At 71.2% G+C, this 26,663-nt stretch carries 25 protein-coding genes; 19 read left to right on the top strand and 6 right to left on the bottom strand.

What is annotated here, in order from left to right:
- The first annotated feature begins 104 nt into the window (after positions 1-104).
- The 3 genes from EDF55_RS14355 (at position 105) to ald (ending at position 3,370) form a co-directional block, all read left to right on the top strand.
- Positions 105-1,067, top strand: coding sequence for a sugar-binding transcriptional regulator (locus EDF55_RS14355; protein WP_165931393.1), 963 nt, complete (start codon positions 105-107; stop codon positions 1,065-1,067).
- Positions 1,068-1,122: 55 nt separating this feature from the next.
- Complete coding sequence (locus tag EDF55_RS14350; protein ID WP_123655636.1) at positions 1,123-2,145, top strand: AraC family transcriptional regulator; 1,023 nt, start codon at positions 1,123-1,125, stop codon at positions 2,143-2,145.
- 124 nt (positions 2,146-2,269) lie between these two features.
- Positions 2,270-3,370 (top strand): alanine dehydrogenase, encoded by a 1,101-nt coding sequence (ald, locus tag EDF55_RS14345; RefSeq protein WP_123655635.1) that lies wholly within the window; start codon positions 2,270-2,272, stop codon positions 3,368-3,370.
- Positions 3,371-3,640: 270 nt separating this feature from the next.
- Here the strand turns inward: ald and EDF55_RS14340 are convergent, their stop codons facing one another.
- Positions 3,641-4,444: a tryptophan-rich sensory protein gene (locus tag EDF55_RS14340; RefSeq protein ID WP_123655634.1), complete on the bottom strand. Its 804-nt coding sequence runs from the start codon at positions 4,442-4,444 to the stop codon at positions 3,641-3,643.
- A gap of 135 nt (positions 4,445-4,579) precedes the next feature.
- Between EDF55_RS14340 and EDF55_RS14335 the strand changes: the two genes are divergently transcribed.
- The 5 genes from EDF55_RS14335 to EDF55_RS14315 all read left to right on the top strand — a co-directional run bounded on the left by EDF55_RS14335 (position 4,580) and on the right by EDF55_RS14315 (position 11,305).
- Entirely contained in the window at positions 4,580-5,563 is a 984-nt protein-coding gene (locus EDF55_RS14335) for a magnesium and cobalt transport protein CorA (protein WP_123655633.1), read from the top strand.
- A gap of 47 nt (positions 5,564-5,610) precedes the next feature.
- Complete coding sequence (locus EDF55_RS14330; RefSeq protein ID WP_123655632.1) at positions 5,611-7,797, top strand: alpha-galactosidase; 2,187 nt, start codon at positions 5,611-5,613, stop codon at positions 7,795-7,797.
- A gap of 173 nt (positions 7,798-7,970) precedes the next feature.
- Entirely contained in the window at positions 7,971-8,936 is a 966-nt protein-coding gene (locus EDF55_RS14325; RefSeq protein WP_123655631.1) for a carbohydrate ABC transporter permease, read from the top strand.
- 30 nt (positions 8,937-8,966) lie between these two features.
- Complete coding sequence (locus EDF55_RS14320; protein WP_123655630.1) at positions 8,967-9,920, top strand: carbohydrate ABC transporter permease; 954 nt, start codon at positions 8,967-8,969, stop codon at positions 9,918-9,920.
- 11 nt (positions 9,921-9,931) lie between these two features.
- A complete protein-coding gene (locus EDF55_RS14315) occupies positions 9,932-11,305 on the top strand; it encodes a sugar ABC transporter substrate-binding protein (protein ID WP_123655629.1) in 1,374 nt (457 codons plus the stop codon).
- A gap of 98 nt (positions 11,306-11,403) precedes the next feature.
- Here the strand turns inward: EDF55_RS14315 and EDF55_RS14310 are convergent, their stop codons facing one another.
- The gene (locus EDF55_RS14310) at positions 11,404-12,579 is read right to left on the bottom strand and encodes an ROK family transcriptional regulator (protein WP_260236089.1); all 1,176 of its coding nucleotides are present in this window, start codon (positions 12,577-12,579) and stop codon (positions 11,404-11,406) included.
- Positions 12,580-12,754: 175 nt separating this feature from the next.
- On the opposite strand from EDF55_RS14310, the gene EDF55_RS14305 reads away from it, so the two are divergent.
- The 5 genes from EDF55_RS14305 (at position 12,755) to sufU (ending at position 16,732) form a co-directional block, all read left to right on the top strand.
- Positions 12,755-13,171, top strand: coding sequence for a zf-TFIIB domain-containing protein (locus EDF55_RS14305; protein ID WP_123655627.1), 417 nt, complete (start codon positions 12,755-12,757; stop codon positions 13,169-13,171).
- 58 nt (positions 13,172-13,229) lie between these two features.
- Positions 13,230-14,513, top strand: coding sequence for a chloride channel protein (locus EDF55_RS14300; protein ID WP_123655626.1), 1,284 nt, complete (start codon positions 13,230-13,232; stop codon positions 14,511-14,513).
- A 96-nt stretch (positions 14,514-14,609) separates the two neighbouring features.
- A complete protein-coding gene (locus tag EDF55_RS14295; RefSeq protein WP_123655625.1) occupies positions 14,610-14,822 on the top strand; it encodes an Rv0909 family putative TA system antitoxin in 213 nt (70 codons plus the stop codon).
- 162 nt (positions 14,823-14,984) lie between these two features.
- Positions 14,985-16,286: an aminotransferase class V-fold PLP-dependent enzyme gene (locus EDF55_RS14290; protein WP_260236088.1), complete on the top strand. Its 1,302-nt coding sequence runs from the start codon at positions 14,985-14,987 to the stop codon at positions 16,284-16,286.
- A complete protein-coding gene (sufU, locus tag EDF55_RS14285; RefSeq protein WP_123655623.1) occupies positions 16,283-16,732 on the top strand; it encodes a Fe-S cluster assembly sulfur transfer protein SufU in 450 nt (149 codons plus the stop codon). Before EDF55_RS14290 ends, sufU begins: the two co-directional genes overlap by 4 nt.
- A 70-nt stretch (positions 16,733-16,802) precedes the next feature.
- Here sufU and EDF55_RS14280 read toward each other — a convergent pair whose 3' ends face one another.
- Positions 16,803-17,075 (bottom strand): hypothetical protein, encoded by a 273-nt coding sequence (locus EDF55_RS14280; RefSeq protein WP_123655622.1) that lies wholly within the window; start codon positions 17,073-17,075, stop codon positions 16,803-16,805.
- A gap of 95 nt (positions 17,076-17,170) precedes the next feature.
- Here EDF55_RS14280 and EDF55_RS14275 point away from each other — a divergent pair, with 95 nt between their 5' ends.
- Complete coding sequence (locus EDF55_RS14275; protein WP_123655621.1) at positions 17,171-17,992, top strand: ornithine carbamoyltransferase; 822 nt, start codon at positions 17,171-17,173, stop codon at positions 17,990-17,992.
- 43 nt (positions 17,993-18,035) lie between these two features.
- Here the strand turns inward: EDF55_RS14275 and EDF55_RS14270 are convergent, their stop codons facing one another.
- Positions 18,036-18,572 carry a TetR/AcrR family transcriptional regulator gene (locus tag EDF55_RS14270; RefSeq protein ID WP_123655620.1) on the bottom strand — a complete coding sequence of 179 codons (537 nt, stop codon included), beginning with the start codon at positions 18,570-18,572 and terminating at the stop codon, positions 18,036-18,038.
- Between the two features lie 54 nt (positions 18,573-18,626).
- On the opposite strand from EDF55_RS14270, the gene EDF55_RS14265 reads away from it, so the two are divergent.
- Positions 18,627-19,340, top strand: coding sequence for an MBL fold metallo-hydrolase (locus EDF55_RS14265; RefSeq protein ID WP_123655619.1), 714 nt, complete (start codon positions 18,627-18,629; stop codon positions 19,338-19,340).
- A gap of 1 nt (position 19,341) precedes the next feature.
- Here EDF55_RS14265 and EDF55_RS14260 read toward each other — a convergent pair whose 3' ends face one another.
- Together EDF55_RS14260 and EDF55_RS14255 are read right to left on the bottom strand one after the other, a co-directional pair.
- The gene (locus EDF55_RS14260; protein WP_260236067.1) at positions 19,342-20,310 is read right to left on the bottom strand and encodes a phosphotransferase family protein; all 969 of its coding nucleotides are present in this window, start codon (positions 20,308-20,310) and stop codon (positions 19,342-19,344) included.
- On the bottom strand, positions 20,307-21,305 hold the full coding sequence (locus EDF55_RS14255) for a LacI family DNA-binding transcriptional regulator (RefSeq protein ID WP_207909580.1): 999 nt from the start codon (positions 21,303-21,305) through the stop codon (positions 20,307-20,309). Before EDF55_RS14255 ends, EDF55_RS14260 begins: the two co-directional genes overlap by 4 nt.
- Positions 21,306-21,456: 151 nt before the next feature.
- On the opposite strand from EDF55_RS14255, the gene EDF55_RS14250 reads away from it, so the two are divergent.
- Genes EDF55_RS14250 through EDF55_RS14235 form a run of 4 tightly spaced genes read left to right on the top strand, consistent with a single transcriptional unit; the run spans position 21,457 to position 26,625 of the window.
- Positions 21,457-22,758 carry an ABC transporter substrate-binding protein gene (locus EDF55_RS14250; RefSeq protein WP_123655616.1) on the top strand — a complete coding sequence of 434 codons (1,302 nt, stop codon included), beginning with the start codon at positions 21,457-21,459 and terminating at the stop codon, positions 22,756-22,758.
- Positions 22,755-23,705 carry a carbohydrate ABC transporter permease gene (locus EDF55_RS14245; RefSeq protein WP_123655615.1) on the top strand — a complete coding sequence of 317 codons (951 nt, stop codon included), beginning with the start codon at positions 22,755-22,757 and terminating at the stop codon, positions 23,703-23,705. The genes EDF55_RS14250 and EDF55_RS14245 overlap by 4 nt, the downstream gene beginning before the upstream one ends.
- Positions 23,702-24,673: a carbohydrate ABC transporter permease gene (locus EDF55_RS14240; RefSeq protein WP_123655614.1), complete on the top strand. Its 972-nt coding sequence runs from the start codon at positions 23,702-23,704 to the stop codon at positions 24,671-24,673. Before EDF55_RS14245 ends, EDF55_RS14240 begins: the two co-directional genes overlap by 4 nt.
- Entirely contained in the window at positions 24,670-26,625 is a 1,956-nt protein-coding gene (locus EDF55_RS14235) for a beta-L-arabinofuranosidase domain-containing protein (RefSeq protein ID WP_123655613.1), read from the top strand. The genes EDF55_RS14240 and EDF55_RS14235 overlap by 4 nt, the downstream gene beginning before the upstream one ends.
- Positions 26,626-26,663 lie beyond the last annotated feature (38 nt).

Below are 26,663 nucleotides of genomic sequence, written 5' to 3'. Positions count from 1 at the left end.
CTCGCGTGCACGAACGTGCAGCACACGTGTCGACGTGTCCGATTCCGGTTCGGCACGGGCGGTCGGGCTTGCAAGCGCCATGCACGTCCGTGCATGGTTGCTCCATGAGCGATGCCGCCCAACCGATGCGCACGCAGCAGGCCCTGCGGGCCGCGCACCTCTACTACCTGCAGGACCTGACGATGGACGCGATCGCCGACGAGCTCGGCACGTCCCGCTCCTCGGTGTCCCGCCTGCTCAAGCACGCCAGGGACACCGGACTCGTCGACATCCAGATCCGGTCCCCCCTCGACCAGGCCGCAGCGCTCAGCCGGAACATCCGTGCACGGTTCGGCGTGCACGCGCACGTCGTCCCCGTGCCGGACCACACGAGCGACGTCGACCGGCTCGAGCGGGTCGCGCTCTCCGCCGCTCGGATCCTGACCCAGTACATCGAGTCGAACATGGTGATCGGGATCTCCTGGGGCTCGACGGTCAGTGCGGTCAGCCGGTACCTCGTGCCGAAGACCACCCACGGGTCGACGGTCGTGCAGGTGAACGGCGCCGCGAACACCCGCACCACGGGCATCGTCTACGCGTCCGAGATCCTCCGGCGCTTCGGCGAGGCGTACGGCGCGCTCGTGCAGCAGTTCCCGGTCCCGGCGTTCTTCGACGACCCCACCACGAAGGAGGCGCTGTTCCGCGAACGCTCGATCCGCCGCGTGCTCGACCTGCACGAGCGGATGGACGTCGTCGTGTTCGGCGTCGGCGCCCCGCAGGCCCCGGTCCCCTCGCACGTGTACTCCGGCGGGTACCTCGACCCCGCCGACCGCGAGGAACTCACGAAGGCCAAGGTCGTCGGTGACGTCTCCACCGTGTTCTACCGGGCGGACGGGTCCTGGCGGGACATCGGGGTGAACGCCCGCGCCGGTGGGCCGGACCTGGACACGATCAAGCGGGCTCCGCGGCGGATCTGCGTCGTGGCCGGGCGGGGGAAGGCGGCGTCGCTCAAGGGGGCACTGGCCGCGGGACTGATCACCGACCTCATCCTCGACGAGAGCATCGGGCAGGCGATCCTGCAGAACTGAGCCGGGGGACGTGGATCACGGGTCACTGTCGGTGGTCGCGCGTACCTTCTCGGCCATGGTGCTTCCCACGGACTCCCGTCCGCCGGCCACGGCGGTGAGCGCCACACCTGTGTCCCCGATCGACGCCGCCGACCGACCCGATCGTCGCTGGTCCAAGCGGCTCGCCGGCACCGACGTCGACCAGGCACTGGCCTTCTTCTCGGCTGGTTACGAGCTCCGCTCCCCGAACGTCCGGCGGACCTCGCCGCGCAGCGCGTGGAGCTTCGCCGGGGTCGGCGACGAGCGGATGTCCCTGCGGACCGCACGCTTCGACGTCGACATCCGGAGCGAGAGTCGCGCGGACGCCGAGTTCATGGTCATCTGGCTGCGCTCGGGCACGAGCACCCTGACCTACGGCGGCCAGTCCGTCGACCTGCAGGCTGGCGTCCCCCTGGTGCTGCCCATCGACGACACCTGGGACCTGCACCACCGGGACATCTCGCTGAACATGGTGCAGCTCGACCGCTCCTTCCTGAGCTCGCTCGCCGGTGAGGACGACTTCGCCTTCGAGCCGATGCAGCGGGCGTCCGGCGACGGACTGCGAGCGTGGCAGCACGCCGTCCGGTCACACTCGGCGACGTGGCTCGACATGGACCACGTCCTCGGTGACGTCGAGCGCCGGGTCGTCGCCGAGTCGTTCGGCACGGCAGCGCTCCGTGCGTTCCCGCGCCGGACCCTCTGGCGCGCCTCGGTGCCCGGCACCGGGCCGGAGCACGCGCGACTGCGCCGGGCGCTGGAGTTCGTGCACGCCCACGCGAACGAGCCGATCGGCACGCCGGAGATCGCCGCGGCCGCGGGGCTCAGCCCCCGCGGGCTGCAGCAGTCGCTCCGCCGGCACCTCGACCAGACGCCGGGGGACCTGCTGCGGCAGGTCCGGCTCGACGGCGCGCACGCGGACCTCCGTCATGCCGACCGTGACGAGGTCTCGGTCGCCGAGATCGCCCGGTCGTGGGGGTTCGGTCACCTCGGCCGGTTCTCCGCCGCGTACCGGTCGCGGTTCGGCGAACTGCCGAGTGAATCGCTCCGCGCCCGGAGCTGAGCAGCCGAATCCCATCGCACGGATCGGGATCTGATCAGCGGGATGTTCGGCCGTAACGCGCCGGACACGCACGAGTGGCTGGATGGTGGTCGCCCGCCGCTCGCAGCCCACGAAGGAGTCCGCCATGCTCATCGGCGTCCCCACCGAGATCAAGAACAACGAGTTCCGCGTCGCCGCCACCCCTGCCGGTGTCGCCGAGCTGACGATGCACGGGCACGACGTGCTCGTGCAGGCCGGGGCCGGTGACGGTTCGTCCTTCCCGGACGCCGAGTACGCCGCCGCCGGTGCGACGATCGTCCCGTCGGCCGCCGACGTGTGGAGCCGTGCCGAGCTCGTCCTCAAGGTGAAGGAGCCGGTCGCGTCCGAGTACGCGTCGATCCGACCCGGGCAGGTCCTCTTCACCTACCTGCACCTCGCAGCCGACCGCCCGCTGACCTCCGCGCTGATGGACTCCGGCGCGACCGCGATCGCGTACGAGACCGTCCAGCTTCCCGATCGCTCGCTGCCCCTGCTGTCGCCGATGTCCGAGATCGCCGGTCGGCTCTCGGCCCAGGTCGGCGCGAACCACCTGATGCGCGCGAACGGTGGCCGCGGGCTGTTGCTCGGCGGCGTCCCCGGCACGCCGAAGGGCCGCGTGGTCGTCATCGGCGGTGGTGTCGCCGGTGAGCACGCCGCGGCGATGGCGCTCGGGCTCGGTGCCGAGGTCACCGTGTTCGACATCAGCCTGCCGCGCCTGCGAGCACTCGACGCCCGGTTCGACGGGCGCATCACGACCCTCCGGTCCTCGTCGCACGCGATCGCCTCGGCGCTGCAGGACGCGGACCTGGTGATCGGTTCCGTGCTCATCCCCGGGGCGTCGGCGCCGAAGCTCGTCACCGACGCGATGGTCGCGGACATGCGTCCGGGGTCGGTGCTCGTGGACATCGCGATCGACCAGGGCGGGTGCTTCGAGGGCTCGCGGCCGACCACGCACGACGACCCGACGTTCCGGGTGCACGACGCCGTGTACTACTGCGTGGCGAACATGCCCGGTGCCGTCCCGCGCACCTCGACCATCGCGCTGACGAACGCGACGCTGCCCTACGCCGTGGCGATCGCGAACCAGGGCTGGGAAGCGGCGCTCGAGTCCGACCCGGCGCTCGCCCGCGGGCTCAACGTGCACGACGGCCACGTGACGAACGAGGCCGTCGCTGCCGCGCACGGGCTGACGGCCGCCGCGCGCTGAGCCGCGGGGCTCTGCTGGCCGGCGGCGGCGCACCCGCGCACCCGCACCGGCGCACCCGCGCCGGCGCACCCGCGCAGGCCGTCGGGCACGCGGCCGGGCGGGGGAAGCGACACCGCGTACACGATTGCGCCGCGCAAAGGTGTACGTGGTGTCGCTTTCGTCGCTGCGGGGATGATGTACGCGCATCGGGCGACATCGGATACACGATTGCGTGGCGCATCCGGCCGCGTGGTGTCGCTTTCGTCGCGTGTCCGGTGCCGCAGCGCGGCGCTACCGGACCGCGCGGGGCGCGTGCGCGGCCGGAGCGCGGAAGCCAGCGCGCGCCCGCACGACGAGCGTCACCACGACGGCGAGCGCAGCGGCCACGAGTGCCGCGACCGCGGTCGGCACGGACACCAGGGGGCCGTCGAGCCGCGCGACCGCGACCCACGCCAACCCCCACGCGAGCGACGCCGTCGGAGCCAGGCGCCCACGACCGGCCACGGCGATGAACACCCCGACGAGCCCGGCGACGAGGGCCACGACGACACCCCAGACGTCCTGCGACAGCCCGAAGCCCCGGAAGCCGGCGGCCGTCAGCACCGCGGCCGTGTTCGCCGCCGTCGCGACGCACACCCACCCGAGGTAGAGCCCGAAGGTGCCGTCGGTGACGATGGCCTCGACGATGCCGGAGGGGCGGGTGCGTCGGAGGATGACGAACGTCCACGCGAGGACCGCGAGCAGCGCGACGATGATCGGTTCGCTCAGCCAGAGGAAGCCGAACTGCACGGACAGGATCCACGCGGCGTTGAGCAGCAGGGACAGCGTCGCGGGGACGGCGAGCCGGTCGTGGCGGGCCTCGTCACCGCGGCGGGGGAGGAACTGCCACACGGCGAAGGCGATCAGGCCGACGTAGATGACGCTCCAGATGCCGAAGGCCGGCCCGTCGGGGGCGATCGCCGTGGACGACGCCGACAGTGCCCCGCCCGCTGCGTCCTGGATCGGCGTGCCACCGGCGGCGCCGGACCCGATGAACGAGCCCACCACGGCGACGACGGCGCTCGCCGCGATCACGATCTTCCGGAACCATCGCATGGCCACTCCCTTCGTCGACACGCCTTCGTCAGCATGCTGATGACCTGCACGGTAGACGGATCATCCACCCGCGCGTGCAGGCGGGGTCCAGCGAGCGGGGGACATGCGGCCCCGGGACCTGCGTAGGTTGGGGTCGTGACCGTCGAGCTCAACACCGCGTACATCGACCGCATCGCACCGATCGCGAGTCCGACGCTCGACGACACCTTCCGGATGATGCACGAGCAGGACGCCAGCGCCTGCGTGGTCCTCTACCAGCCCGACGCCGTGGAGCTCGGGGACGTGGCGGTCGCCCTCGGACTGCACGAGCTCGCGGTGGAGGACTCCGCCGAGGGGCACCAGCGACCGAAGCTCGAGCGCTACGGCTCGACGCTGTTCGCGGTGCTGAAGCCGGCGCTCTACAACGACCAGCGTGAAGAGGTCGAGTTCGGCGAGGTGCACGCCTTCGTCGGGGAGGACTTCTTCCTGGCCGTCGTGCAGGCCGACCCCCGCGGGAAGCACGTCGTGCCGCGAGCACTGCAGCGGATGAGTGGCAAGCCGGGGCTCGTGACCGCGGGGCCGCAAGCGCAGCTGTGGGCGCTGATGGACTCGATCGTGGACGACTACATCCCGGTGATCGAGGGCCTCGAGGAGGACATCAACCAGATCGAGGACCAGCTCTTCGCCGGGGTGGCCGGGGTGTCTCGTCGCATCTACGAGCTGTTCGGGGAGGTCGTCGACTTCCAGCGCGCCGCCCGGCCGCTCATCCACATGATCGAGAACATCCACCGCGGCGCCGAGAAGTACCACCTGCCGGTCGAGATGCAACGCCGCTTCCGTGACGTCCTCGACCACGCGATCCGGACGGTCGAGCGCATCGACACCTTCCGGCAGCTGCTGCAGAACGCGCTGACGGTCGACGCGACCCTGGCGGCGCAGAAGCAGAACGACGACACGAAGAAGATCTCCGGCTGGGCGGCGATCCTCTTCGCGCCGACCCTCATCGCGGCGATCTACGGCATGAACTTCACGCACATGCCGGAGTTGACGTGGACGTGGGGCTACCCGCTGGCGGTGATCGCGATGGTCGCGTTCGCCGCTGCGCTGTTCGTCGTCTTCAAGGTGAAGCGCTGGTTCTGACGACCTGACATACTTACGCAACAAAAGTAAGCCGACCAGGAGCTCCGATGACGCACTCCCTCGTCCACCTGACCACCGCCGGGGTCTCCCTCGTGCTCGACTGCACCGACGCCCGCCTGCCCTCGGTGGTGCACTGGGGTGCCGCCCTCGGGGAGTTGTCCACCGAGGACCTGCAGGCGATCGTCACCGCGGGCCGTGAGCCCATCGTGTCGAACGCCGTCGACGAACCGATCCGCGTGGCGATCCTGCCCGAGCCGCACGCCGGCTGGTCCGGGAAGCCGGGCGTGAGCGGACACCGGGACGGGGAGGACTGGTCGCCCCGGTTCACGACGACGAGCATCGACGTGATCGGAGAGGCCCACGAGACACGGGCCCACGAGACGCCTGGGCGTGAAGCCGCCCCCACCCGCATCGACGCCGGCCCCGCGACCGTCGTCGTCGAGGCCGCCGATGCCCACGCCCAGCTCGCCGTCCGCCTGGAGATCGAGCTGCTGCCCTCCGGCCTCGTCCGCACCCGCGCCGCCCTCACGAACACCGGCACCGGGACGTACACGGTCGACGACCTCACGGTCGCGCTCCCGATCCCGACCAGGGCCCGCGAGGTCCTGGACTTCGCCGGCCGCTGGGGCAAGGAGCGCACCCCGCAGCGCCGCGAGCTCGTGGTCGGCATCCACGAGCGCGAGGGCCGGAAGGGCCGCACCGGGGCCGACGCCGCCACGGTCCTGAGCGTCGGCGTCCCCGGGTTCGGTTTCGCCGACGGGGAGCTCTGGGGCGTCCACGCCGCGTGGAGCGGCAACCACCGCCACTTCGCGGAACGGCTCTTCAACGGCAAGCAGGTCATCGGCGGCGGCGAACTCCTGCTGCCGGGCGAGGTGCGCCTGGGCGCGGGGGAGACCTACGAGGGCCCGTGGCTCTTCGGCGCGTACGCGAACGGCCTCGACGAGCAGGCCCGCCGCTTCCACCGGTACCTCCGCAGCCGTCCGCAGCACCCCCGGAGCGTCCGCCCGATGACGATCAACGTCTGGGAGGCGGTCTACTTCGACCACGACCTGGCCCGGCTGGAGGACCTCGCCGACCGGTCCGCCCGCCTCGGCGTGGAGCGTTTCGTCCTCGACGACGGGTGGTTCCGCCACCGTCGCAACGACTTCGCGGGCCTCGGCGACTGGTTCGTCGACGAGGACGTCTGGCCCGAGGGGCTGTCGCCGCTCGTCGACCACGTCCGTGCCGCCGGCATGCAGTTCGGCCTGTGGTTCGAGCCGGAGATGATCAACGAGGACAGCGACCTCGCCCGGGCGCACCCGGAGTGGATCATGCAGGCCGACGGACGCCTGCCGGTCCGGTCCCGGCACCAGCAGGTCCTCAACCTCGCGATCCCGGAGGCGTACGAGTACGTGCTCGACCGGATGACCGTGATCATCGACGAGTACCGGATCGACTACGTGAAGTGGGACCACAACCGGGACCTGGTCGAGGCCGGGTACCGGGACGGCGGGGCGGCCGTGCACGAGCAGACCCTGGCGGCGTACCGGCTGATGGCGGCGCTCAAGGACCGTTTCCCGGGCTTCGAGATCGAGTCGTGCTCGTCGGGTGGTTCCCGCGTGGACCTCGGCGTCATCGAGCACACCGACCGCGTCTGGGTCTCGGACTGCATCGACCCGCTCGAGCGGCAGCAGATGAACCGCTGGACGATGCAGCTGCTGCCGGCGGAGCTCCTCGGCTCGCACATCGCCAGCGGCGTGAACCACACGACGGGGCGCTGGCACGACCTGTCGTTCCGGGCGGGCACCGCGCTGTTCGGGCACCTCGGCATCGAGTGGGACCTGTCCAAGGCCACCGCGGCCGAGGAGCGGGACCTCGCCGAGTGGATCGCGCTCTACAAGGACACCCGGGCGCTGCTGCACGGTGGTGACCTGGTACGCGTCGACCAGGTCGACGACACGCTGAACGTCTACGGCGTGGTCGCGCCGGACCGCCGGGAGGCGATGTTCTTCCTGGCGTCCCTCGCCGCCCCCGAGGTGAGTCTCCGCGGTCGGATCACGTTCCGCGACCTCGACCCGGACGCGCGGTACCGCGTCGACCCGGTGCTCATCGGCAGCGGTGCCGACGGCGTCCGTGCCCCGGAATGGTGGTCCGGTGCGCGGGTCTTCACCGGTCGCGTCCTCGCGTCGGTGGGCCTCGAGGCCCCGGCCACGTACACCGAGCGCGTGGTCCCGTTCCGGCTCACCGCGATCTGATCCGGACCCCGTGACGGCCTGGAGGCTCATGGCGGCGCCGCCACGAGCCTCCAGGCCGTCAGCTGGTCACCACCTCGTCGTGGCGACCTCTTGACACCGCTTTCTTTTGTGGCGACACTAAACCCGTCCGGGGCTGCCACCCGGACGGCAACCACGTTGACGAAGGAGTCACGATGGCCACCGAAACACCCTTGACGGTGCCGGTCCGGCGCAGCCGACCGAGCGCCGACACCGAGACAGCGGCCAGGACCGCCGCTCTGCGGAAGCGACGACCACGCAACGACCTGTGGCTGGCGCTCGCCTTCATCGCACCAGCCGCGATCGGGTTCGCGCTGTTCCTGCTCTGGCCGACGATCCGCGGCATCTACCTGAGCTTCACGTCCTACAACCTGCTCACCCCGCCGGTGTTCACCGGGCTGCAGAACTACGAGCGCCTCGTGCAGGACTCGATCTTCTGGCACTCGATGGCGGTGACGGTCGAGTACGTGCTGCTGAACATCGGGTTCCAGACGGTCCTCGCCCTGTTCATCGCGGTGATGATGCACCGGCTCACGAAGTCCACGTTCGTCCGGGGGATCGTCCTCGCGCCGTACCTGGTGTCGAACGTCGTCGCGGCGCTGATCTGGCTCTGGATCCTCGACACGCAGCTCGGCATCGGCAACGAGGTGCTCTCCGCGCTCGGCATCGGACGCATCCCGTTCCTGCAGAGCGACGTGTGGGGCATCCCGACCATCGCGTTCATCAACGTCTGGCGGAACGTCGGCTACACCGCGCTCCTCATCTTCGCGGGACTGCAGGCCCTGCCGGAGCAGGTCTACGAGGCTGCCCGCATCGACGGTGCGAGCGAGTGGAAGATGTTCTGGCGCATCACGGTGCCGCTCCTCCGCCCGATCCTGTCGCTCGTGCTCATCATCACGATCATCGGGTCGTTCCAGGTGTTCGACACCGTCGCGGTGACCACCCAGGGCGGACCCGCCAACGCCACGAACGTCGTGCAGAACTACATCTACAACCTGGCCTTCGGCCGGTTCCAGTTCGGCTACGCGTCCGCCGTCTCGGTGGCCCTCCTCATCGTCCTCAGCGTCATCACGTTCATCCAGTACCGACTCTCGCGTTCCGGCGAGAGCGATCTGGACTGACCGGCCACGGACCCCGAAAGCGAGTCGAAGATGACCAGCACACTGCCCCCCGTGGCCGACCCCACGACCACCCGCGCGCTCACCACCCGCGGTGCCAAGCCCCCACGTCCGAAGCCGTCCGTCGGCCGGGTGTTCGCCTGGATCGCGATGATCGCGGTGATCGTCGTGACCCTCTTCCCCTTCTACTGGATCCTCCGCACGGCGCTGTCGTCGAACGGTGCGATCTCCGCGGACCCGACCTCGCTCCTGCCGACCGGGTTCAGCCTCGGCGGGTTCGAGCGCGTCTTCGGCCTGCAGTCCACGAAGGAGGCGCTCGCCCAGGGCGGCTCCGGCGCGGCGATCAACTTCTGGCAGTACCTGCTCAACTCCGTGATCACCGCGACGATGATCACCGTCGGGCAGGTGTTCTTCTCCGCCGGCGCCGCCTACGCCTTCGCGCGGCTGCGGTGGCCGGGACGCGACAAGGTGTTCGCGGTGTTCCTCGCCGGGCTCATGGTCCCGACGATCTTCACGCTCCTGCCGAACTTCGCGCTCATCAAGTCGCTCGGCCTGGTCGACACCCTGCTCGGGATCTCGCTGCCCTCGATGCTGATGACGCCGTTCGCGGTGTTCTTCCTCCGGCAGTTCTTCCTCGGCATCTCGAAGGAGGTCGAGGAAGCGGCCCTCATCGACGGCGCCGGGAAGGTCCGGGTGTTCTTCCGGCTCATCCTGCCGATGGCCTCCGCACCGATCGCGACGCTCGCCGTGCTGACGTACATCACCGCGTGGAACGACTACTTCTGGCCGCTGATGGTGTCGTACACCGACAGCTCGCGGGTGCTCACCGTCGCGCTCGGCGTCTTCAAGTCGCAGGCCCCGCAGTCCGGCACCGACTGGTCCGGGCTGATGGCGGCCACGCTCGTCGCAGCGCTTCCGATGATCGTGCTGTTCGGCGTCTTCGCCAAGCGCATCGTCAACTCCATCGGCTTCTCCGGCATCAAGTAGGGACGCTCCCCATGACGAACTCCATCACCCGCCGCGCGCTCTTCGCCGGCGGTGCATCCGCCCTCGCCCTCGGTGCGCTCGCCGCGTGCTCGTCGCCCGGCCGCGCGTCCTCCACCGGCGGTGCGACCGGCACCGTGTCGTACTGGCTGTGGGACTCGAACCAGCTCCCCGCCTACCAGGCGGTCGCGAAGGCCTTCGAGCGCGAGAACCCCGGCATCACGATCAAGATCACCCAGCTCGGCTGGAACGACTACTGGACGAAGCTCACCGCCGGGTTCATCGCCGGCACCGCGCCCGACGTCTTCACCGACCACCTGACGAAGTTCCCGCAGTACGCCGACCTCGACGTGCTCTACAAGCTGGACGAACTCGAGGCCACCGCATCGATCCAGGACGCCGACTACCAGTCCGGGCTCGCCGAGCTCTGGAAGGGCCAGGACGGCCACCGCTACGGGTCCCCGAAGGACTGGGACACCATCGCGATGTTCTACGACACCAAGGTGATGGCGAAGGCCGGTGTCACCGCCGACCAGCTCGCCGCACTCGAGTGGAACCCCGACGACGGCGGCACGTTCGAGCAGATGCTCGCCCACCTGACCATCGACGGCAAGGGGCGCCGCGGCGACGAGCCCGGCTTCGACAAGACCGACATCGCCGTCTACGGGATGAGCGCGAACGGCAGCGGCGGCGACGGCTTCGGGCAGACGCAGTGGTCGCCGTTCACCGGGTCGACCGACTGGTTCTACACGAACAGCAACCCGTGGGGGAACAAGTTCCGCTACGACGACGCCGGGTTCCAGAAGACGATCTCCTGGTACTTCGGGCTCGCCGAGAAGGGCTTCATGCCGAAGTACGGGGTGTTCTCCACCACGACCGGGCCGGACGTGCAGCTCGGGGCGAAGAAGGTCGCGCTCTCGTTCAACGGCTCGTGGATGATCGGCGCGTACGGCAACCTCGCCGGCATCGACGTCGCCATCGCACCGACCCCGTCCGGGCCGGTGGGGCACCGCGCGTCGATGTTCAACGGCCTGGGGGACTCGATCACGAAGCAGGCGCGGAACCCGGAGGCCGCGGCGAAGTGGGTCGCGTTCCTCGGCGGGTCCACCGCGCAGCAGATCGTCGGGAAGGCCGGGATCGTCTTCCCGGCGCGGCCCGAGGGCACCGCTGCAGCCGTCGCGGCGTTCGGGAAGAAGGGCTTCGACGTGTCCGCGTTCACCCAGCAGGTGGCCGACAAGACGACGTTCCTGTTCCCGGTGACGCGGAACCCGGGCGACATCCAGGCGCTCGTCCAGCCGGCATTCGACGACATCTACGCCAACGGCAAGCCGGTCAGCACGCTGACCGGGGTCAACGACCAGGTGAACACGCTGCTGCAGCTGACGTAGGCGGGGCGGGCGGCGGGTGCGGCCCCTCGCACGGTGCGAGGGGCGCTCGGGGCGCCGGGTCGCACGGTGCGAGGGGCGCGGGCGCGGGCGCGTGGGGGTCAGGCGCCGAGGGCGTGCATCTGGATGGCGACCGCGGCCGCGCCCCGTGCCCACTCGTTGAAGCGGAACGGCTGCGCGATGACGGTGGGCGCCGGCGTCGACCAGTGCCGGGCGGCCTCGACCGAGCGGTCGAGCGCTGCCCGCCCGACCTCGGCGACACCGACGAGCTCCCCGGAGAGCAGGACGACCTCGGGGTCGACGACGTTCACGACGTCCGCCACGAGGAGCCCGAGCGCCTCGGCCGCGGTGTCGACCACCGTGCGGGCAGCGCGAGCGTCGGCACCCGTGCCGTCGCTACGCGCCACGTCGAGCAGATCGGCGGCCGACACCTGACGGCCGAGCGACGCACTGCCCGCGAGGGCGATCGCCCGGGCGCTGATGACCGCCCGTGCACACCCGCGGTGCCCGAACTCGCAGCGGAGGTCCGACGTCCCCGCGGTCCCACCGAGCCGCTGGTGCCCGATGCTGCCGGCGGCTCCGTGGGCGCCTGCCACGACCGTGCCGCCGACGACCAGACCGAGACCGATGCCGGCACCGATCGTCAGGAGCGCGAAGGACCGGTGGTCACGCCCTTCCCCGAACCAGTGCTCGGCGTGGGTGAGCGCCCGGACGTCGTTCTCCACCGAGCACGGCAGTCCGGTCGCGTCGGCGAGCAGCGCTGCGAGCGGGACGTCTTCCCAGCCGAGGAACGGCGCCCGACGGACGGTCCGGCGGTCCTCGGTCGCGCCGCCGAGCGCGACGCACACGCCCCGGACCCGGTCGTCCGCTGCGGTGATGGCGGCGATCACCTCGGCGACCCGGGCGACGACGGCGCTGACGTCCCGGTCGGCGAGTGGTTCCTCACGCTCGGTGAGGACCTCGCCGCGGTGGTCGGTCGAGACGGCGAAGAGGCTGTCGCCGGTGAGCTTCACGCCGATGAAGTGGTGGGCGTCCTGGTCGATGTCGAGCGGGATCGAGGGGCGGCCGGTCACCGTCTGCTGCACGCCGTCGCGCTCGATCAGGATCCCCGCTTCGAGCAGCGGCTTCGTGATCCGGGACAGGCTCGGGCCGGAGAGGCCCAGTCGGGCGGCGAGCTCGGTGCGCGGACGCGGCCCGGCACGGAGCACTTCGAGGACGACGGACTGCGCGCTGCCGACCAGCGGCTCCCAGCCGTGCTGGGGTCCTGCGTCGGGCATCTCGGGCACGTCGTCAGCCTAGGGCGCAGGCGCTGGTGCCGGGTCCTGCCGGCGCCGGGCGGCGGACACTCCGGTGATCCACAGACGCTGTCCAGGGGTTCCGCACGGGCGGCACACACGCGGTCGACAGGATCGATCGCAGTGCGCACCTCGCGCCGATCGGAAGGACCTCCTCATGCAGTGCCCCAACGACCAGGCGACCCTCGTGATGTCGGAGCGATCCGGCATCGAGATCGACTACTGCCCCGAGTGCCGCGGTGTGTGGCTCGACCGCGGCGAGCTCGACAAGATCATCGAGCGAGCAGCGCCGTCCGCGCCCACCGCGACCGCGGCGCCCGCGGCTCCGGCCCCCGGTCCGCACGCGGTGCCGGCCGCCCCTGCGCCCGGGTACGTGCCCGGGTACACGTCCGGCATGGCGGTCCCGCGGAACGGGTACGCGTCCCCGGGATCGCCGGGCTCGCCCGGGTCGTGGGACAAGGGCCGCCGCGGGTACGGCCAGCAGCAGTACGGCCAGCAGTCCAGCCAGCAGTACGGCCAGCAGCCGTACGGGAAGAAGCGCCGCGGGAACTGGCTCAGCGAGCTCTTCGACTGACGACGCCCGGCGGTGACGGGGCCGGAGCGGCGGGCCCGCGGCCGATAGGGTTTCCGATATGCCGCACACCGCACACACGACCCCGGGCTGGGTGCTGAAGCTCGTCGTCGTCACCGGACTCGTCGGGGTCGCGGGTGGCATCGCCGGGGTCTCGGTGTGGCTCGCGCTGCAGCTCATCCAGTTCGTCGCGTTCGGGTTCCCGTTCGCCGGCCACCTCGAAGCAGCCGACGCCCCGTCCGCGCTGAACCGGTTCCTCGCCCTCGTCGCCGCCGGCATCCTGACCGGGTTCGCCTGGTGGGCACTCCGACGGTGGGGCCGACCGATCGTCTCCGTGCCCGGTGCGGTCAACGGCAAGCGGATGCCGGCGCTCGCGACCCTGGCGAACGCCGGTGTCCAGATCCTCGCGGTCGGCCTCGGTGCCTCCATCGGCAAAGAGGTGGCGCCGCGGGAGATCGGCGCCTGGCTCGCCCAGCTCATCACCGCCCGCGCGGGACTGTCGAAGCGCGAGACGAAGATCCTCGTCGCGTGCGGCGCCGCCGCCGGCCTCGCCGCCGTGTACGACGTGCCGCTCGGCGGTGCGCTCTTCGCGGTCGAGGTCCTGCTCGGCGAACTCACCTTCGCCACCGCGCTGCCGGCGTTCGCCACGAGCGCCGTCGCGGCCTTCGTCGCGCGACTCGTGATCCCGGACGAGGTGCTCTACCACGTGCCCGCGATGCACATGTCGCCGTCGCTGCTCGTCTGGGCCGTCGTCGTCGGACCGGTGCTGGGCTTCGCCGGCGTCGGGTTCGTGAAGCTGACGAACCGGCTGCAGGGCATCGCGCCGAAGGGCTGGCACCTGCTCGTCGTGCTGCCGGTCGTGTTCGCGATGGTCGGGCTCATCGCCGTGCCGTTCCCGGAGATCCTCGGCAACGGCCGGGCGCTCGGCATCCTGGCGATGAACACCTCCGTCGACGACGGCTCGATGCTCGGCTTCGCGCCGATCGTGCTGCTCCTCGTGCTCGGTCTGATCCGGACCATCACCACCTCGGCCACGATCGGTGCCGGTGCGGTCGGCGGCACCCTGACGCCCTCGATCGCGATCGGCGCGGCGTTCGGCGGGTTCCTCGGCGGTGCGTGGATCCTGCTCTGGCCGGCGGACGGCCCCGGTCTGGCGTCCTTCGCGTTCATCGGCGCCGCGGCGTTCCTCGCGACGACCATGCGCGCGCCGTTCACCGCGCTCGTGCTCGTCGTCGAGTTCACCGAGCAGGGCACCGACATCCTCATCCCGTCGCTCCTGGCGGTCTCCGGGTCCGTCGCGGTCGGCTACGTGCTCGCGCGCCGACGCAGCGCCCAGATGGCCTGACCGCCGCACCCGACCCACACGCGCGCGACCCGACCGGCCTACCATCGGCGGCACGCGGCGGGGCGACCGGCTCCGCGCCGAACGAGAGGCACGGACATGGCGGGGTTCGACGACATCACGAAGAAGGCGCAGGACTTCCTCAAGGACGGCAAGGTCCAGGACGCCCTGAAGAGCGAGAAGGCCGAGGGCATCAGCGACAAGGTGCTCGACGGCGTCGCCGACGCCGTGAAGAAGGCCACAGGCGGCAAGTTCGACGACAAGATCGACGGCGCCCGCGACTCCGCCGACAAGCACGTCGGCAACGAGTAGCGTGCGCACACCGAACGGCCCCGCCCCGGCAACGGGTCCGGGGTCGTTCGCTGTCGGGGGACCGGCTGGACTCCTGGCGGAACAACCGGGACCATGGAGCGGTTGTCCCCGACGACAGTGAGTCGTCCCCGACGACCAGGAGGATCAAGCGCAGTGACGATCGTGGCACCGAACCAGCCGCTCACCGACGACCAGGTCGAGCGGATCAAGGCCGACTTCCCGATCCTGCAGCAGCAGGTGAACGGCGAGCCGCTGGCGTACCTCGACTCCGGCGCCACCGCCGAACGGCCCCGCCAGGTGCTCGACGCCGAACGCCGCTTCCTCGAGCACGACAACGCGGCCGTCCACCGTGGCGCGCACACCCTCGCCGCCCTGGCCACCGACGCCTACGAGGACGCCCGCGCCACCGTCGCCGGCTTCATCGGTGCTGCGAACCCGAGCGAGGTCGTGTGGACGAGCAACGCCACCGACGCCCTCAACCTCGTCGCGTACGGCATCGCGAACGCCAGCCGCGGCCGCGGGGGAGCGGACGCCGAACGCTTCCGGATCGGCCCGGGTGACGAGGTCCTGGTGACCGAGGCCGAGCACCACGCGAACCTCGTGCCCTGGCAGGAGCTCGCCATCGCAACCGGCGCGACGCTCCGCTGGGTGCCCGTCGACGACGACGGCTGTTGGAGCGCCGCCGACGCCATCGCGCTCATCACCGACCGCACGAAGGTCGTCGCCTTCGCGCACGTCTCCAACGTCACCGGGATGATCGCCCCCGTCGCCGAGATCGTCGCGGCGGCACACGCGCAGGGTGCCCTGGTGGTCCTCGACGCCTGCCAGTCCGCACCGCACCGCCCCCTCGACGTGCAGGCCCTCGGCATCGACTTCGCCGCGTTCTCCGGGCACAAGATGCTCGGCCCGAACGGCATCGGCGTGCTCTGGGGACGCAGTGAACTCCTGAACGCACTGCCCCCGTTCCGCACCGGCGGCTCGATGATCACCACCGTGACGATGGAGCACACCGACTTCATGCCGGCACCGGAGCGCTTCGAGGCCGGCACGCAGCCCGTGTCCCAGGCCGTGGCGCTCGCCGAGGCGGTCCGCTACCTGCAGGCCATCGGCATGGAGCGGGTCCGCATGCACGAGGAGCACCTCGCCCAGCGGATGCTCGACGGGCTCGCCGCCGTCCCGGGCATCGCCGTCGTCGGTCCGGCAGCGGGCATCCCGCGCTCGGGTCTGGTGTCGTTCGACGTCGACGGGGTGCACGCGCACGACGTCGCGCAGTACCTCGACGCGCAGGGCATCGCCGTCCGCTCCGGGCACCACTGCGCCCAGCCGCTGCACCGCCGCCTCGGTCTCACCGCCACCAGCCGCGCGAGCACGTACGTGTACACGACCGAGTCGGACGTGGACCGCTTCGTGCAGGCCGTCAGCGAGATCCGCGGCTACTTCGGTGCGGACGGAGTGGCCTCGTGAACGCGCTCGACTCCCTGTACCAGCAGGTCATCCTCGACCACGCGAAGGCCCGGCACGGCGACGGTGCGCTCGCCGATGCCGACGCGTCGCACTTCGAGCGGAACCCCACGTGCGGCGACGAGATCACCGTCAGCGTGCGGCTCGAGCCCGGTTCGGACCGCATCGCCGGGCTCGCCTGGCAGGGCGACGGGTGCTCGATCTCGATGGCCTCGGCGTCGGTGCTCACCGACATGGCCGTCGGCCGGACCACCCCGGAGCTGCTCGCCCTCACCGAGGAGTTCCGCGCGATGATGCGGTCCCGAGGAGTCGGCGAACCGGACGAGGACGTCCTGGAGGACCTGATCGCCTTCCACGGGGTCTCCAAGTTCGTCATGCGCGTGAAGTGCGGGATGCTCGCGTGGGTCGCGGCGGAAGCCGCCGTGCGCGAGGCGAGCGCGGCCCGCTGACACGACCCGGAACCGGACGGGAGGCCCGTGGCGGCGCCGCCACGGGCCTCCCGTCCGTCATCGTCCGCGTCTACGACCCGACAGGCTGACCGATGACCGTGTCGCCGGAACCCGGCTCGAGGACCACGGAAGGATCCCCCACCGCGTCCTGGTCGACCGTGAACGTGGCATCGCCATCACCGGAGTGCGGCGTCAGCATGAGCGCGTCCTCGGTCGGACGGGCGAGTGTCCCTGCCTCCTGACCGACGGACGCGGCGGAGGCGACCGCCGTTCCGCCGAGCACACTCGCTCCGACGGCCGTGAGGACGATGCCGCTCGCGAGGACCTTCTTCGTGACGGGCATGGTGTTCTCCTTCGTTTCGTCGACGCCTCGGTGACGCCGTGCAGGACCAGGAGACGACATCCGGTGTTTCGCCGACGTGTCGCTACGGTGATCTGATGCGCTCGCTCATCCGCCTCGACGACTGGTCCGACTCGGACATCGCGGGGGTCTTCGACCTCGCCGACGCCTACCGCGACGGCCGCGGTCCCGTCACCTCCGGGTGCGCGGTGCTGTTCTTCCCCGCCTCCAGCCTGCGGACGCGGGTGACGTTCGAGCGGGGGGCGGCGCTGATGGGCCTGCAGCCGATCGTGTTCCCCGAGACGACGCTCGACAAGCCCGAGGCACTCGCCGACGTCGCCGGGTACCTCGACGCCTGGGCCGACATCGTGGTCGCCCGGCACCCCGATCTCGCGGTCCTCGACGGGTTGGACTCGGTGCCGTCCCTCCCCGTCGTGAACGCCATGACGGACGGCAACCACCCGTGCGAGGTGCTGTCGGACCTGTACGCCCTGCGGCTCGGTGCGGAACTCCGGTCGCTGCGGTTCCTGTTCGTCGGCGCCGACGGCAACATCGCGCGTGCCTGGCAGGAAGCGGCACGGGCGATGGAGCTCGACCTCGTCCAGTGCTGCCCGGCGCAGGTCGCGACCCCGGGTGCGCGGTGGACGGACGACCTCGACGTGGCGATCCGCTCCGCCGACGTGGTGCTCACCGACGGTCCGGGCCCGCACGCCGAACTCCTGGCGCCGTACCGGATCACCGCCGCGCTCCTGGATGCGGCGCCGTCGGGCGTGCGGCTGAACCCGTGCCCGCCGTTCCTGCGGGGGCGCGAGGTCAGCGCGGATGCCCTGGAGCACCCGGCGTTCGTGGGGCACGCGTTCAAGGCGTCGCTGCTGCCGGTGCAGCAGGCCGTGATGGCGACCTGTCTGGGGCTGGGATGACGCTCAGCGGGGCGCCGGTGCTGCTGACCGCGTCCGCCGGCGACTACCGGGTGATCGCGTCCACCAGGTGGGCGATGCCGTAGTCCCACGCGCGGTCGATGTCCCCGCCGAGGCGGAACGCGCCGTTCAGCTCCATGCTGATGAAGCCCGTGGCCCACGCGGTGAGCAGGCGCGCTGCCTCGAGCGCTTCCGCCTCGCCGGCCAGTGCGGCGGCGACCCGGAGGATGGCCGCGCTCGACGCCGCCTGCACCGCGGTGTCGGCGACCGGTGTCCCGGCGCCCGGGGTCATCACCAGCCGGAACGCCGCGGGGCGCTCCTTCCCGAACCCCCGGTAGGTGTCGAGCAGCGCGCGGGCGTCGGCTGCCGCGTCGAGACGCGCGGTGAGCTCGAGGAGGGTCTCCTCGGCGACGAGCTGGAGCAGCCGGTCGCGGTTCTCCACCCGCTTGTACAGCGACGGTGCGCGCACGCCGACGCGGACGGCGACGCCCTGCATCGTCACGCCGGCGAGCCCGTCCTCCTCGAGCAGGTCGCGCGCGGCGGCGACGATGGCGTCGAGGGTGGTCCGGTCCGGAGTGGGCATGGACCCGAGTATAGCTATTGACAGTAGCCATGATGGCTATGTAGCGTAGCCATCATGGAACTCGCACCCAACCTCCGCCGCATCGGCAGCGACGTGGTCTCCGCCTACCTCGTCGAGACGCCCGAGGGCATCACCGTGATCGACGCCGCCCTCCCCGGCCACTGGCGTGACCTCGTCGCCGAGCTGGCGTCGATGGGGCGCTCGCTCGATGATGTCCGGGGCGTGGTGCTCACCCACGGCGACTCCGACCACGTCGGCTTCGCCGAACGGCTGCGTCGCGAACACGGCGTGCCGGTGTACGTGCACGCCGCCGACGCCGAGCGCGCCAAGGGTGGTCCGAAGCCCAAGGGCGGGAAGCAGCGGATGCGGATCGGGGCACTCCTCGGCTTCGTGGCTTACTCGCTGCGCAAGGGCGGCGCACGGCCGGTGTGGCTGCAGGAGGTGGTCGAGGTGCACGACGGCGACGTCCTCGACCTGCCGGGTGCGCCGCAGGTCATCGCCATGCCGGGACACTCGCCGGGGAGCATCGCGGTGTGGGTACCGGCGGTCGACGCGGTGTTCGTCGGCGACGGGCTCACCACCCGGCACGTGCTGACCGGAGCCGTCGGCCCCGCGCCCGCGCCGTTCACCGACGAGCCGGCCCAGGCGATCGCGTCGCTCGGCGCCCTGCTGCCCACTGGGGCGACGTGGGTGCTGCCGGGGCACGGGGCACCGTTCCACGGTGGGGTCGCTGCAGCGGTCGCCGCGGTGGAAGCGGCGGCGCGCTGACCTACCAGACGAGCTCGTCGAGGTGGTCGTGCCCCTCGAGCAGTCGCGTGACGCGTCCTCGCGCCACCTCACGCACCGTGGGGTCGGGGTGGTGCGCGAGGATCGCGAGCTCGACCTCCATGTCGAAGAACCGCAGTCGCTCGCGCAGGTGCTCGCGCGCGAACAGCTCCGGGTACGCGCCGCGCAGCCATCCGGGGACCTCCGCCAGGGTCGATGCGTCGAGCCCTCGGCCGTCGGGTGTGGCCGGGAACTCCAGCGGTCGAGCGCACCAGCGCAGGATGGTGTCGAGCTCGACGTCGGCCGGCTGGGCCACCGCCTCGGCGAAGTCGATGAGCCCGGTGACGCGCCCCTGGTCGACCATCACGTTCGACCCGTGCAGGTCACCGTGGACGAGGACGAGCCGGTCGTCGGCGAAGAGCGGCAGTCGCGCGTCGACCCAGCGGGCGACGTGCTCGAACAGCCCGGCGTCGCCGCCGGCGTGACGGGCCTCGTCGACCAGATGCTCGGCCGCGCCGACGACGGGCGGGTGGTACGCGGGCCACGATCCGCCGGCGAGGGCATCGGCCAGCCACGGCGGCATGAGGTCCGCGGGTGCCGGGACGCGGTGGAGCTCGCGGAGCGCTGATCCGAGGCTCTCGATCATGGTCCGGCGGGCCTCCGGCGAGGCGGTCGGCCAGGCGTCCTGCAGCGTGCGGCCGGGCAGTCGCGTCGACACGGACCAGGCGCCGTCCGGTTCGTCGCCGTGCGCGATGCGTCGAGCGTGCGGGACGTCGCTGCCGGCGAGCAGGTCGACGACCTCGGCTTCGTGGCGGTAGGCGTCGCGGATCGCGCCGTTGCTCGCCCGGACGACGACGTCGTCGCCGATCCAGGCGTGGCTGACCCAGCCGCCCTTCTCGACGAAGTGACCCGTCGTCGGCAGACCGGCGGCCGCCAGTGCGCGCGCCAGGCGCGGATCCGCCGTGGGGTTCACGTCGACTGCCGGGGCACGAGGAAGCACTCCGCGGTGCGGACGCCGCCCGCGACCTGGTCGCCCTGGATCATCCGCATGAGCAGGGCTGCCGCGCGGCGGCCGACCTCGCGCAGGTTGAGGTCCACGGACGTGATGCTCGGCCGCGCCGCGTCGGTGATGACGCTCCAGTTGTCCACGCCGACGACGCCGACCTGGGTGGGCACCACGATCCCGGCTTCGCGCAGGCAGTCCACGACGCCGCGCGCGATCTGGTCGCTCGTGCAGAAGACGCCGTCGAACTCGCTCCCGAGCAGCCGGGTCGCCGCCTCGTACCCCCAGCGCTCGCTCCACTCGCCGTAGAGGGCGTCGCCACCGGCGAGCGTCGCTCCGGCAGCGGCGATGGCCCGTTTCGCGCTCTCGACGCGGTGCGAACTCGCGGTGTGCCGCCGGGCACCCGAGACGACCGCGATGGAGCGGCGTCCGGACCCGATCAGGTGGTCGATCGCGCGGGCGGCGCCGGCTTCGTCGTCCGGCACGATGGAGACGTCGTCCGGGTCGAGGGACGGCGCGAGCGCGTACACGGCCGGCACCCCGAGGAGTCCGGTGATCGACGGTCGGGGGTCGCTGGAGCGACCGGTCACCACGATGCCGTCGACCCGCTGGTTCAGGAACGTCTGCACGTAGTGCGCTTCACGGATGGGGTCGCCGCGGCTCTCGGCGAGCAGCATGGACACCTCGCCGGGGCCGAAGGTGTCCTCCGCCCCGGTGAGGATCGGGATGGTGAAGCGCCCGTAGGCATCCGTCGAGAGCACGCCGACCAGGAAGGAGCGGCCGGGAGGCTGTGCTCGCGTCTCGGCGCGCACGACCAGTCCCAGCTCGCTCGCCACCAGGGCCACACGTTGCCGCGTCGCCTCGGCGATCTGTCCGCGGCCGTTGAGGACCTTGGAGACCGTCCCGACCGAGACACCGGTCTGCGCGGCGACGTCGGCGAGCGTCACCTCACGTCGATTGACCACGGCGTCCTCCTTGCGATGCATCGTACGGCACTCGGCAAACCTTGCCGTATCACGATTGCGACGTCAAGCATTGACACGGCCATCGCCAGGTTCTACCTTCGGCAAACACAGCAAATCTTGCCGCAACGACGCGGCAAGCAGAGATGCGGAGATGACGATGAAGACATCCACGATCCGGCGGACCGCGATCGCGGCAGCCGCTCTGACCGTCGCGGCGATCGGGCTGGCCGGGTGCTCCTCGAGCGGGACGGCCGACACCGGTGGCGCGGCGAAGGGCACGGTCACGCTCTGGCAGCGCGACGGCGGCGTCGACCTGACGGCGCAGGTCAAGGCGTACGAGAAGTCGCACCCCGGCGTCACCGTGAAGCTCTCCACGATCCAGGCCGACCAGTACCTCACCAAGCTCGCCAACTCCGCACGTGCGGGGTCGGTGCCGGACCTCGTCAGCTACGACATCGTCAACACCCCGCTCCTCGCGACGCAGGGCCTGCTCGCCGACGTCACCGACAAGGTGAAGGGGCTCTCGGACAAGGGCGACCTCGCGCCGGCCGGTGTCGAGATCGGCACGCTCGACGGCAAGAACTTCGCGCTCCCGGTCGCGCTCACCGGCTCGCAGATGTTCTGGAACAAGTCGCTCTTCAAGGAGGCAGGACTCGACCCGACGAAGCCGCCGACGTCCCTCGCCGAGGTCAAGGCGGACGCGCAGAAGATCCAGGCGCTCGGCGGCGGGGTCACCGGGTTCTCGACCCTCGGCGGCGTCGGCCAGGCCTGGACCGGCTTCCCGAGCTCGTGGGCCAAGAGCGGCAGCGTCCTGACCGCCGCTGGGAAGGACCAGAAGGCCGAGTTCACCAGCCCGGAACTCGTCGGGATGGTCGACTGGTACCAGGACATGTGGAAGTCCGGGCTCATGCAGAAGACCGACCAGCCCAACCAGGACCCGGGCAACGTCGGGCAGGAGAACGCGCTGAACGGCAAGGTCGGCATCCTCTTCGGCGGTGCGAACACGCTCACCGCGAAGAAGGCCGACTTCGGCAGCGCGGTCGGGATCCCCGGCGTGGACGGCGGCTCCGGCTCGTTCCTCGGTGGTGACGAGATCGGCATGACCGCCGGTGCGAAGAACACCGACGGCGCCTGGTCGCTCATGAAGTGGCTGGTCAGCTCGAAGGAAGCGGCGAAGATCGACCTGTCGCAGGGCTGGATCGCGCCGGACCTCACCGTGGCGAAGAGCCTGGCGACCGACGAGTGGTCGAAGGACATCGTCGACACGCTCGCGATCGGCAAGCTCCCGAAGAGCATCGCCTACAACGCCGTCATCAACGACCCGAACGGCCCGTGGGCGCAGCAGTCCCAGAAGGTCATCTTCCAGGGCGCGGACGCGACGACCGCCCTCGCGAGCGCGGAGAAGCAGGCGAACTCGCTCATCGAGCAGGCGTACAGCCAGGTCGGGCAGTGACAGCCGTCACCTCCACGGCGCTCGCCGGGGTCGCGGACGGGAGCACACGCTCCCGTCCCCGGCCCGGGAGCCGGCGCCGCCAGACGCTGGCGTGGGTGCTCGTCGCCCCCGCGCTGGTCCTCGCGCTCGTGTTCTTCGTCGTCCCGATGGTGCTGCTCGTCGGGATGTCGTTCTCGAACTGGCCGCTGCTCGGCAAGGTCAGCCTGGCCGGCTTCGGGAACTACGCGCAGGCGTTCCAGGACGCGGCGTTCTGGCGTTCACTCGTCTTCTCGCTGCTGTTCACCGTGGTCGCCGTGCCGCTCGGGATGGCCGTGAGCTACGGTGCGGCGACGATGGTCCGCGGTGAGGGCCGGTTCGTCTCCTTCGTCCGGACGGCGTTCTTCATGCCGGTCGTCATCGGCTTCACCGCCGCCGCGTACATGGCGAACGTGCTGCTCGTCCCCGGCACCGGGGTGATCAACGTGCTCCTGAAGTCGGTCGGGCTCACCGACGGGGACACCGCCTGGTTCACGGCGCCCGGTTCCGCGTTCTGGGCGGTCATCGTCCTGACCGTGTGGAAGTCGATGGGCGTTGCGATGATCCTGCTGATGGCCGGCATGCAGGCGGTGCCGACCGAGGTGATCGAGGCCTCCAAGATCGACGGCGCCGGCTGGTGGCGACGCGAGGGATCCGTGATCTTCCCGCTCGTCCGACGACAGTTCGCGCTCTGCCTGCTGCTCGCGGTCTCCGGCTCGATCCTGGTCTTCGACCAGTTCTACGTGCTGACCAAGGGCGGCCCCAGCGGATCCACCACGACGACGGTCATGTACACGTACCAGCAGTCGTTCGTCCGGTACGACCTCGGCTACGGCGCCGCCCTGTCGATGATCCTCACGGTGATCATCCTCGCCATCGCGGTCGTCCAGCTGCGGGCGCTGCGCTCGACCGGAGCGGAGGACGACCGATGAGCGCGACGGACGTGACCAAGCGCACGACCGCAGCGTCTCGACGCGGGGCGGGTCGAGCCTCCGGACCGGATGCGGTGGACCGGACCGACGCACCGGACGTGACCCGTCCCGGGCCACGGCGCCGTCGTGTGCACGCGAGTGGCGTCGCGTACGTCGCCGTGGGCACGGTGCTCGCCTTCCTGTTCATCGCGCCGATCGTCTACATCCTGTTCCGGTCGTTCCTGCCGGCCGACGCCGACGCCCGGGGGATCGGGCTGGAGTCGATCGCGACGCTGACGCTCCGGAACTACGCGAAGGTGTTCGACCCGTCGGTGGACCTGCGGCAGAACATCGTCAACTCGTTCGTCGTCGCCATCGCGGTCGCGGTGCTCGTCGCCCTCGTGTCGACGCTCGCCGCCTACGCACTGTCGAAGATCCGGTTCCGCGGGTCGTCGATCGTGTTCGTGCTGCTGCTCGCGCCGCTCGTCGTGCCGTTCCAGGGGCTGCTCACGCCGCTGTCGATCGTGCTCGGCAAGCTCGGGCTGCTCGACTCCCTGGTCGGCGTGGTGCTCGTCCTCGTGACGCTGCAGCTGCCGTTCTCGGTGTTCGTGATGCGGAACACGTTCGACGGGATCCCGTCCGAGCTCGAGGACGCTGCGGCCATCGACGGCGCCGGAACGGGGCGGATCCTGCGCTCCGTGATGCTCCCGCTCGCGTGGCCCGGGCTCGTCACCACCGCACTGTTCGGCTTCATGGCCGGCTGGAACGACCTGCTCAGCTCGGTCACGTTCCTGTCGACCGACAGCAAGTACACCCTTCCGCTCGCGCTCTCGAGCATCAGCACGTCCTTCAAGATCCCCGGCGTCCCGGTGATCGACCCGGGACTCCTCACCGCCGTCGCGTGCGTCGCGACCGTGCCGGTGGTCGTGCTGTTCCTCGCCCTGCAGCGGTACTACACCCGAGGTCTCATCGGAGGATCCATCAAATGACCATGTCCTACACGTCGACCCCCACCGGCAGCACCGCCGGCAGCTCGACCGGCGTCTCCGCCGGCACCGCCGGTCGGCCGCACCGTCCGCTCCCGCTCGGGAGCATCACCCCGCGCGGCTGGCTGCTCGACCAGCTCCGGCTGCAGGCTGACAACATCACCGGGCAGCTCGAGGCGATCTGGCCCGACGTCGGCCCGGACAGCGGCTGGCGTGGCGGGCCCGGCGAGAACTGGGAACGCGGGCCGTACTACTTGGACGGGCTGGTCCCGCTCGCGCACGTGCTGCAGGACGCGCGGCTGACCGCGCTGGCCGAACCGTGGATCGAGTGGATCCTCGGGTCGCAGCGCGACGACGGCTTCTTCGGTCCGACCGGGAACGACGACTGGTGGCCGCGGATGGTCGCCCTCAAGGTCCTCACCCAGCACGCCGAGGCGACCGGGGACGAGCGGGTCGCACCGTTCCTGTCCCGGTACTTCCGCCACCAGCTCGACCACCTGCCCGGCCGGCCGCTGACGTCATGGGGGCGTGCCCGTGGTGCCGACAACGCGCTGTCCGTCTGGTGGCTGTACGAGCGGACCGGCGACGCCTGGCTCCTCGACCTGGTCGACCTGCTCGCGGCGCAGACCACGCGGTGGGACGACTACCTGGCGGACGAGCTCATCACCGGGCCCGCGCGGACGTTCTCGCACCGCACCCACGGACCGAACGTCGCGATGGGCCTGAAGACCGGAGCCGTCGCCGCGCTCCGCGACCACGACCTCGCCGGGCACGCGGACCGGACCGAGACGTCCTTCGGCGCGCTCGACCGGTGGCACGGGCAGGCGAACGGGTGGTTCTCCGGTGACGAGTGGCTCGGCGGCCGCGAAGCCACCGCCGGCATCGAGACCTGCCAGGTCGTCGAGATGATGTTCACCGCGGCGGTGCACGCCCAGGTGTACGGGCGCGGGGTCGACGGCGACCGGCTGGAGTCCCTCGCCTACAACCTGCTGCCGGCGTCGAGCGACCCCGAGATGCGCGGGCACCAGTACCACCAGCAGGCGAACCAGGTCGAGGTGTCCGTCGCCCGGCGGGAGTGGAGCTTCTCCTCCGACGACGCCGGCATCTTCGGGCTCGAACCGCACTTCGGGTGCTGCACGGCGAACCTGCACCAGGGATGGCCGAAGTTCGTGTCGCACCTGTGGCTGCGCGACGACGACGGGTTGCGGGCCGTCGCGTACGCGCCGTCCGAGGTCGCGACCTCCGTCGACGAGGACCCGGTGGCGATCACGGTCGACACCGAGTACCCGTTCGACGAGACGGTGACGATCCGGGTGTCGACCGCGCGCACGACGCCGTTCGCGCTGCGACTCCGGATCCCGGAGTGGGCGACTGAGGCGTCGTTGACGGTGGGCGGGGTGGTGGTGCCGCTCGGCGTCTCCGTCGTCGACGGGTACGTGACGCTGGTGCGGGACTGGACCGCCGCGGGGGACGTCGTGCTCGTCCTGCCGATGCGTGCCCGGGTCGTCCGGCGGGAGCGCCAGGCCGCAGCCGTCCGGCTCGGCCCGCTGACGATGGTCTACTCGCCCGGCGAGCGGTGGGTGTCCCACGACGGGGCACCCGGTATCGGGGAGTGGGAAGTGCACCCGCGCGGGTCGTGGAACTGGGCGCTCGCCGAGGTCCGGGACGCGGGGGAGTGGCGCGTCACGCGTGGCACGGTACCCAGCGCGCCGTGGTCGTTGCGAGACCGCCGGAGCGCGGCCGTGGTGCTGCATGCGCCGGGGGCGCGGGCGACCGAGTGGCGGAAGGACGGCGCACAGGCGTCGGTGCCGCCGGCGAGCCCGGTGCTCGACCACGGGCCGGACGACGACCTGCGGTTGGTGCCGTACGGGTCCGCGCGGTTGCGGGTCACGGAGTTCCCGGTGATCGGGAACTGGCGGGACGTCGACGACCTGGAGGAGCCGACGGGGCGGTGACGGGGCGGCCCGGGGGAGCGGTGGTCCGCACCCCCGGG

This window comes from Curtobacterium sp. ZW137 (assembly GCF_003762905.1).
Lineage (GTDB): Bacteria > Actinomycetota > Actinomycetes > Actinomycetales > Microbacteriaceae > Curtobacterium.
This window is presented reverse-complemented; position numbering and strand designations above follow the sequence as displayed.

Bases quoted from the DNA above. Each gene is read 5' to 3' on its own strand.
- EDF55_RS14305 (WP_123655627.1), top strand. From the start codon at position 12,755: ATGCAGTGCCCCAACGACCAGGCGACCCTCGTGATGTCGGAGCGATCC.
- EDF55_RS14300 (WP_123655626.1), top strand. From the start codon at position 13,230: ATGCCGCACACCGCACACACGACCCCGGGCTGGGTGCTGAAGCTCGTC.
- EDF55_RS14235 (WP_123655613.1), top strand. From the start codon at position 24,670: ATGACCATGTCCTACACGTCGACCCCCACCGGCAGCACCGCCGGCAGC.
- EDF55_RS14315 (WP_123655629.1), top strand. From the start codon at position 9,932: ATGACGAACTCCATCACCCGCCGCGCGCTCTTCGCCGGCGGTGCATCC.
- EDF55_RS14295 (WP_123655625.1), top strand. From the start codon at position 14,610: ATGGCGGGGTTCGACGACATCACGAAGAAGGCGCAGGACTTCCTCAAG.
- EDF55_RS14330 (WP_123655632.1), top strand. From the start codon at position 5,611: ATGACGCACTCCCTCGTCCACCTGACCACCGCCGGGGTCTCCCTCGTG.
- EDF55_RS14355 (WP_165931393.1), top strand. From the start codon at position 105: ATGAGCGATGCCGCCCAACCGATGCGCACGCAGCAGGCCCTGCGGGCC.
- ald (WP_123655635.1), top strand. From the start codon at position 2,270: ATGCTCATCGGCGTCCCCACCGAGATCAAGAACAACGAGTTCCGCGTC.
- EDF55_RS14350 (WP_123655636.1), top strand. From the start codon at position 1,123: ATGGTGCTTCCCACGGACTCCCGTCCGCCGGCCACGGCGGTGAGCGCC.
- EDF55_RS14325 (WP_123655631.1), top strand. From the start codon at position 7,971: ATGGCCACCGAAACACCCTTGACGGTGCCGGTCCGGCGCAGCCGACCG.
- EDF55_RS14280 (WP_123655622.1), bottom strand. From the start codon at position 17,075: ATGCCCGTCACGAAGAAGGTCCTCGCGAGCGGCATCGTCCTCACGGCC.
- EDF55_RS14320 (WP_123655630.1), top strand. From the start codon at position 8,967: ATGACCAGCACACTGCCCCCCGTGGCCGACCCCACGACCACCCGCGCG.
- EDF55_RS14265 (WP_123655619.1), top strand. From the start codon at position 18,627: ATGGAACTCGCACCCAACCTCCGCCGCATCGGCAGCGACGTGGTCTCC.
- EDF55_RS14340 (WP_123655634.1), bottom strand. From the start codon at position 4,444: ATGCGATGGTTCCGGAAGATCGTGATCGCGGCGAGCGCCGTCGTCGCC.
- EDF55_RS14270 (WP_123655620.1), bottom strand. From the start codon at position 18,572: ATGCCCACTCCGGACCGGACCACCCTCGACGCCATCGTCGCCGCCGCG.
- EDF55_RS14310 (WP_260236089.1), bottom strand. From the start codon at position 12,579: ATGCCCGACGCAGGACCCCAGCACGGCTGGGAGCCGCTGGTCGGCAGC.
- EDF55_RS14240 (WP_123655614.1), top strand. From the start codon at position 23,702: ATGAGCGCGACGGACGTGACCAAGCGCACGACCGCAGCGTCTCGACGC.
- EDF55_RS14275 (WP_123655621.1), top strand. From the start codon at position 17,171: ATGCGCTCGCTCATCCGCCTCGACGACTGGTCCGACTCGGACATCGCG.
- EDF55_RS14250 (WP_123655616.1), top strand. From the start codon at position 21,457: ATGACGATGAAGACATCCACGATCCGGCGGACCGCGATCGCGGCAGCC.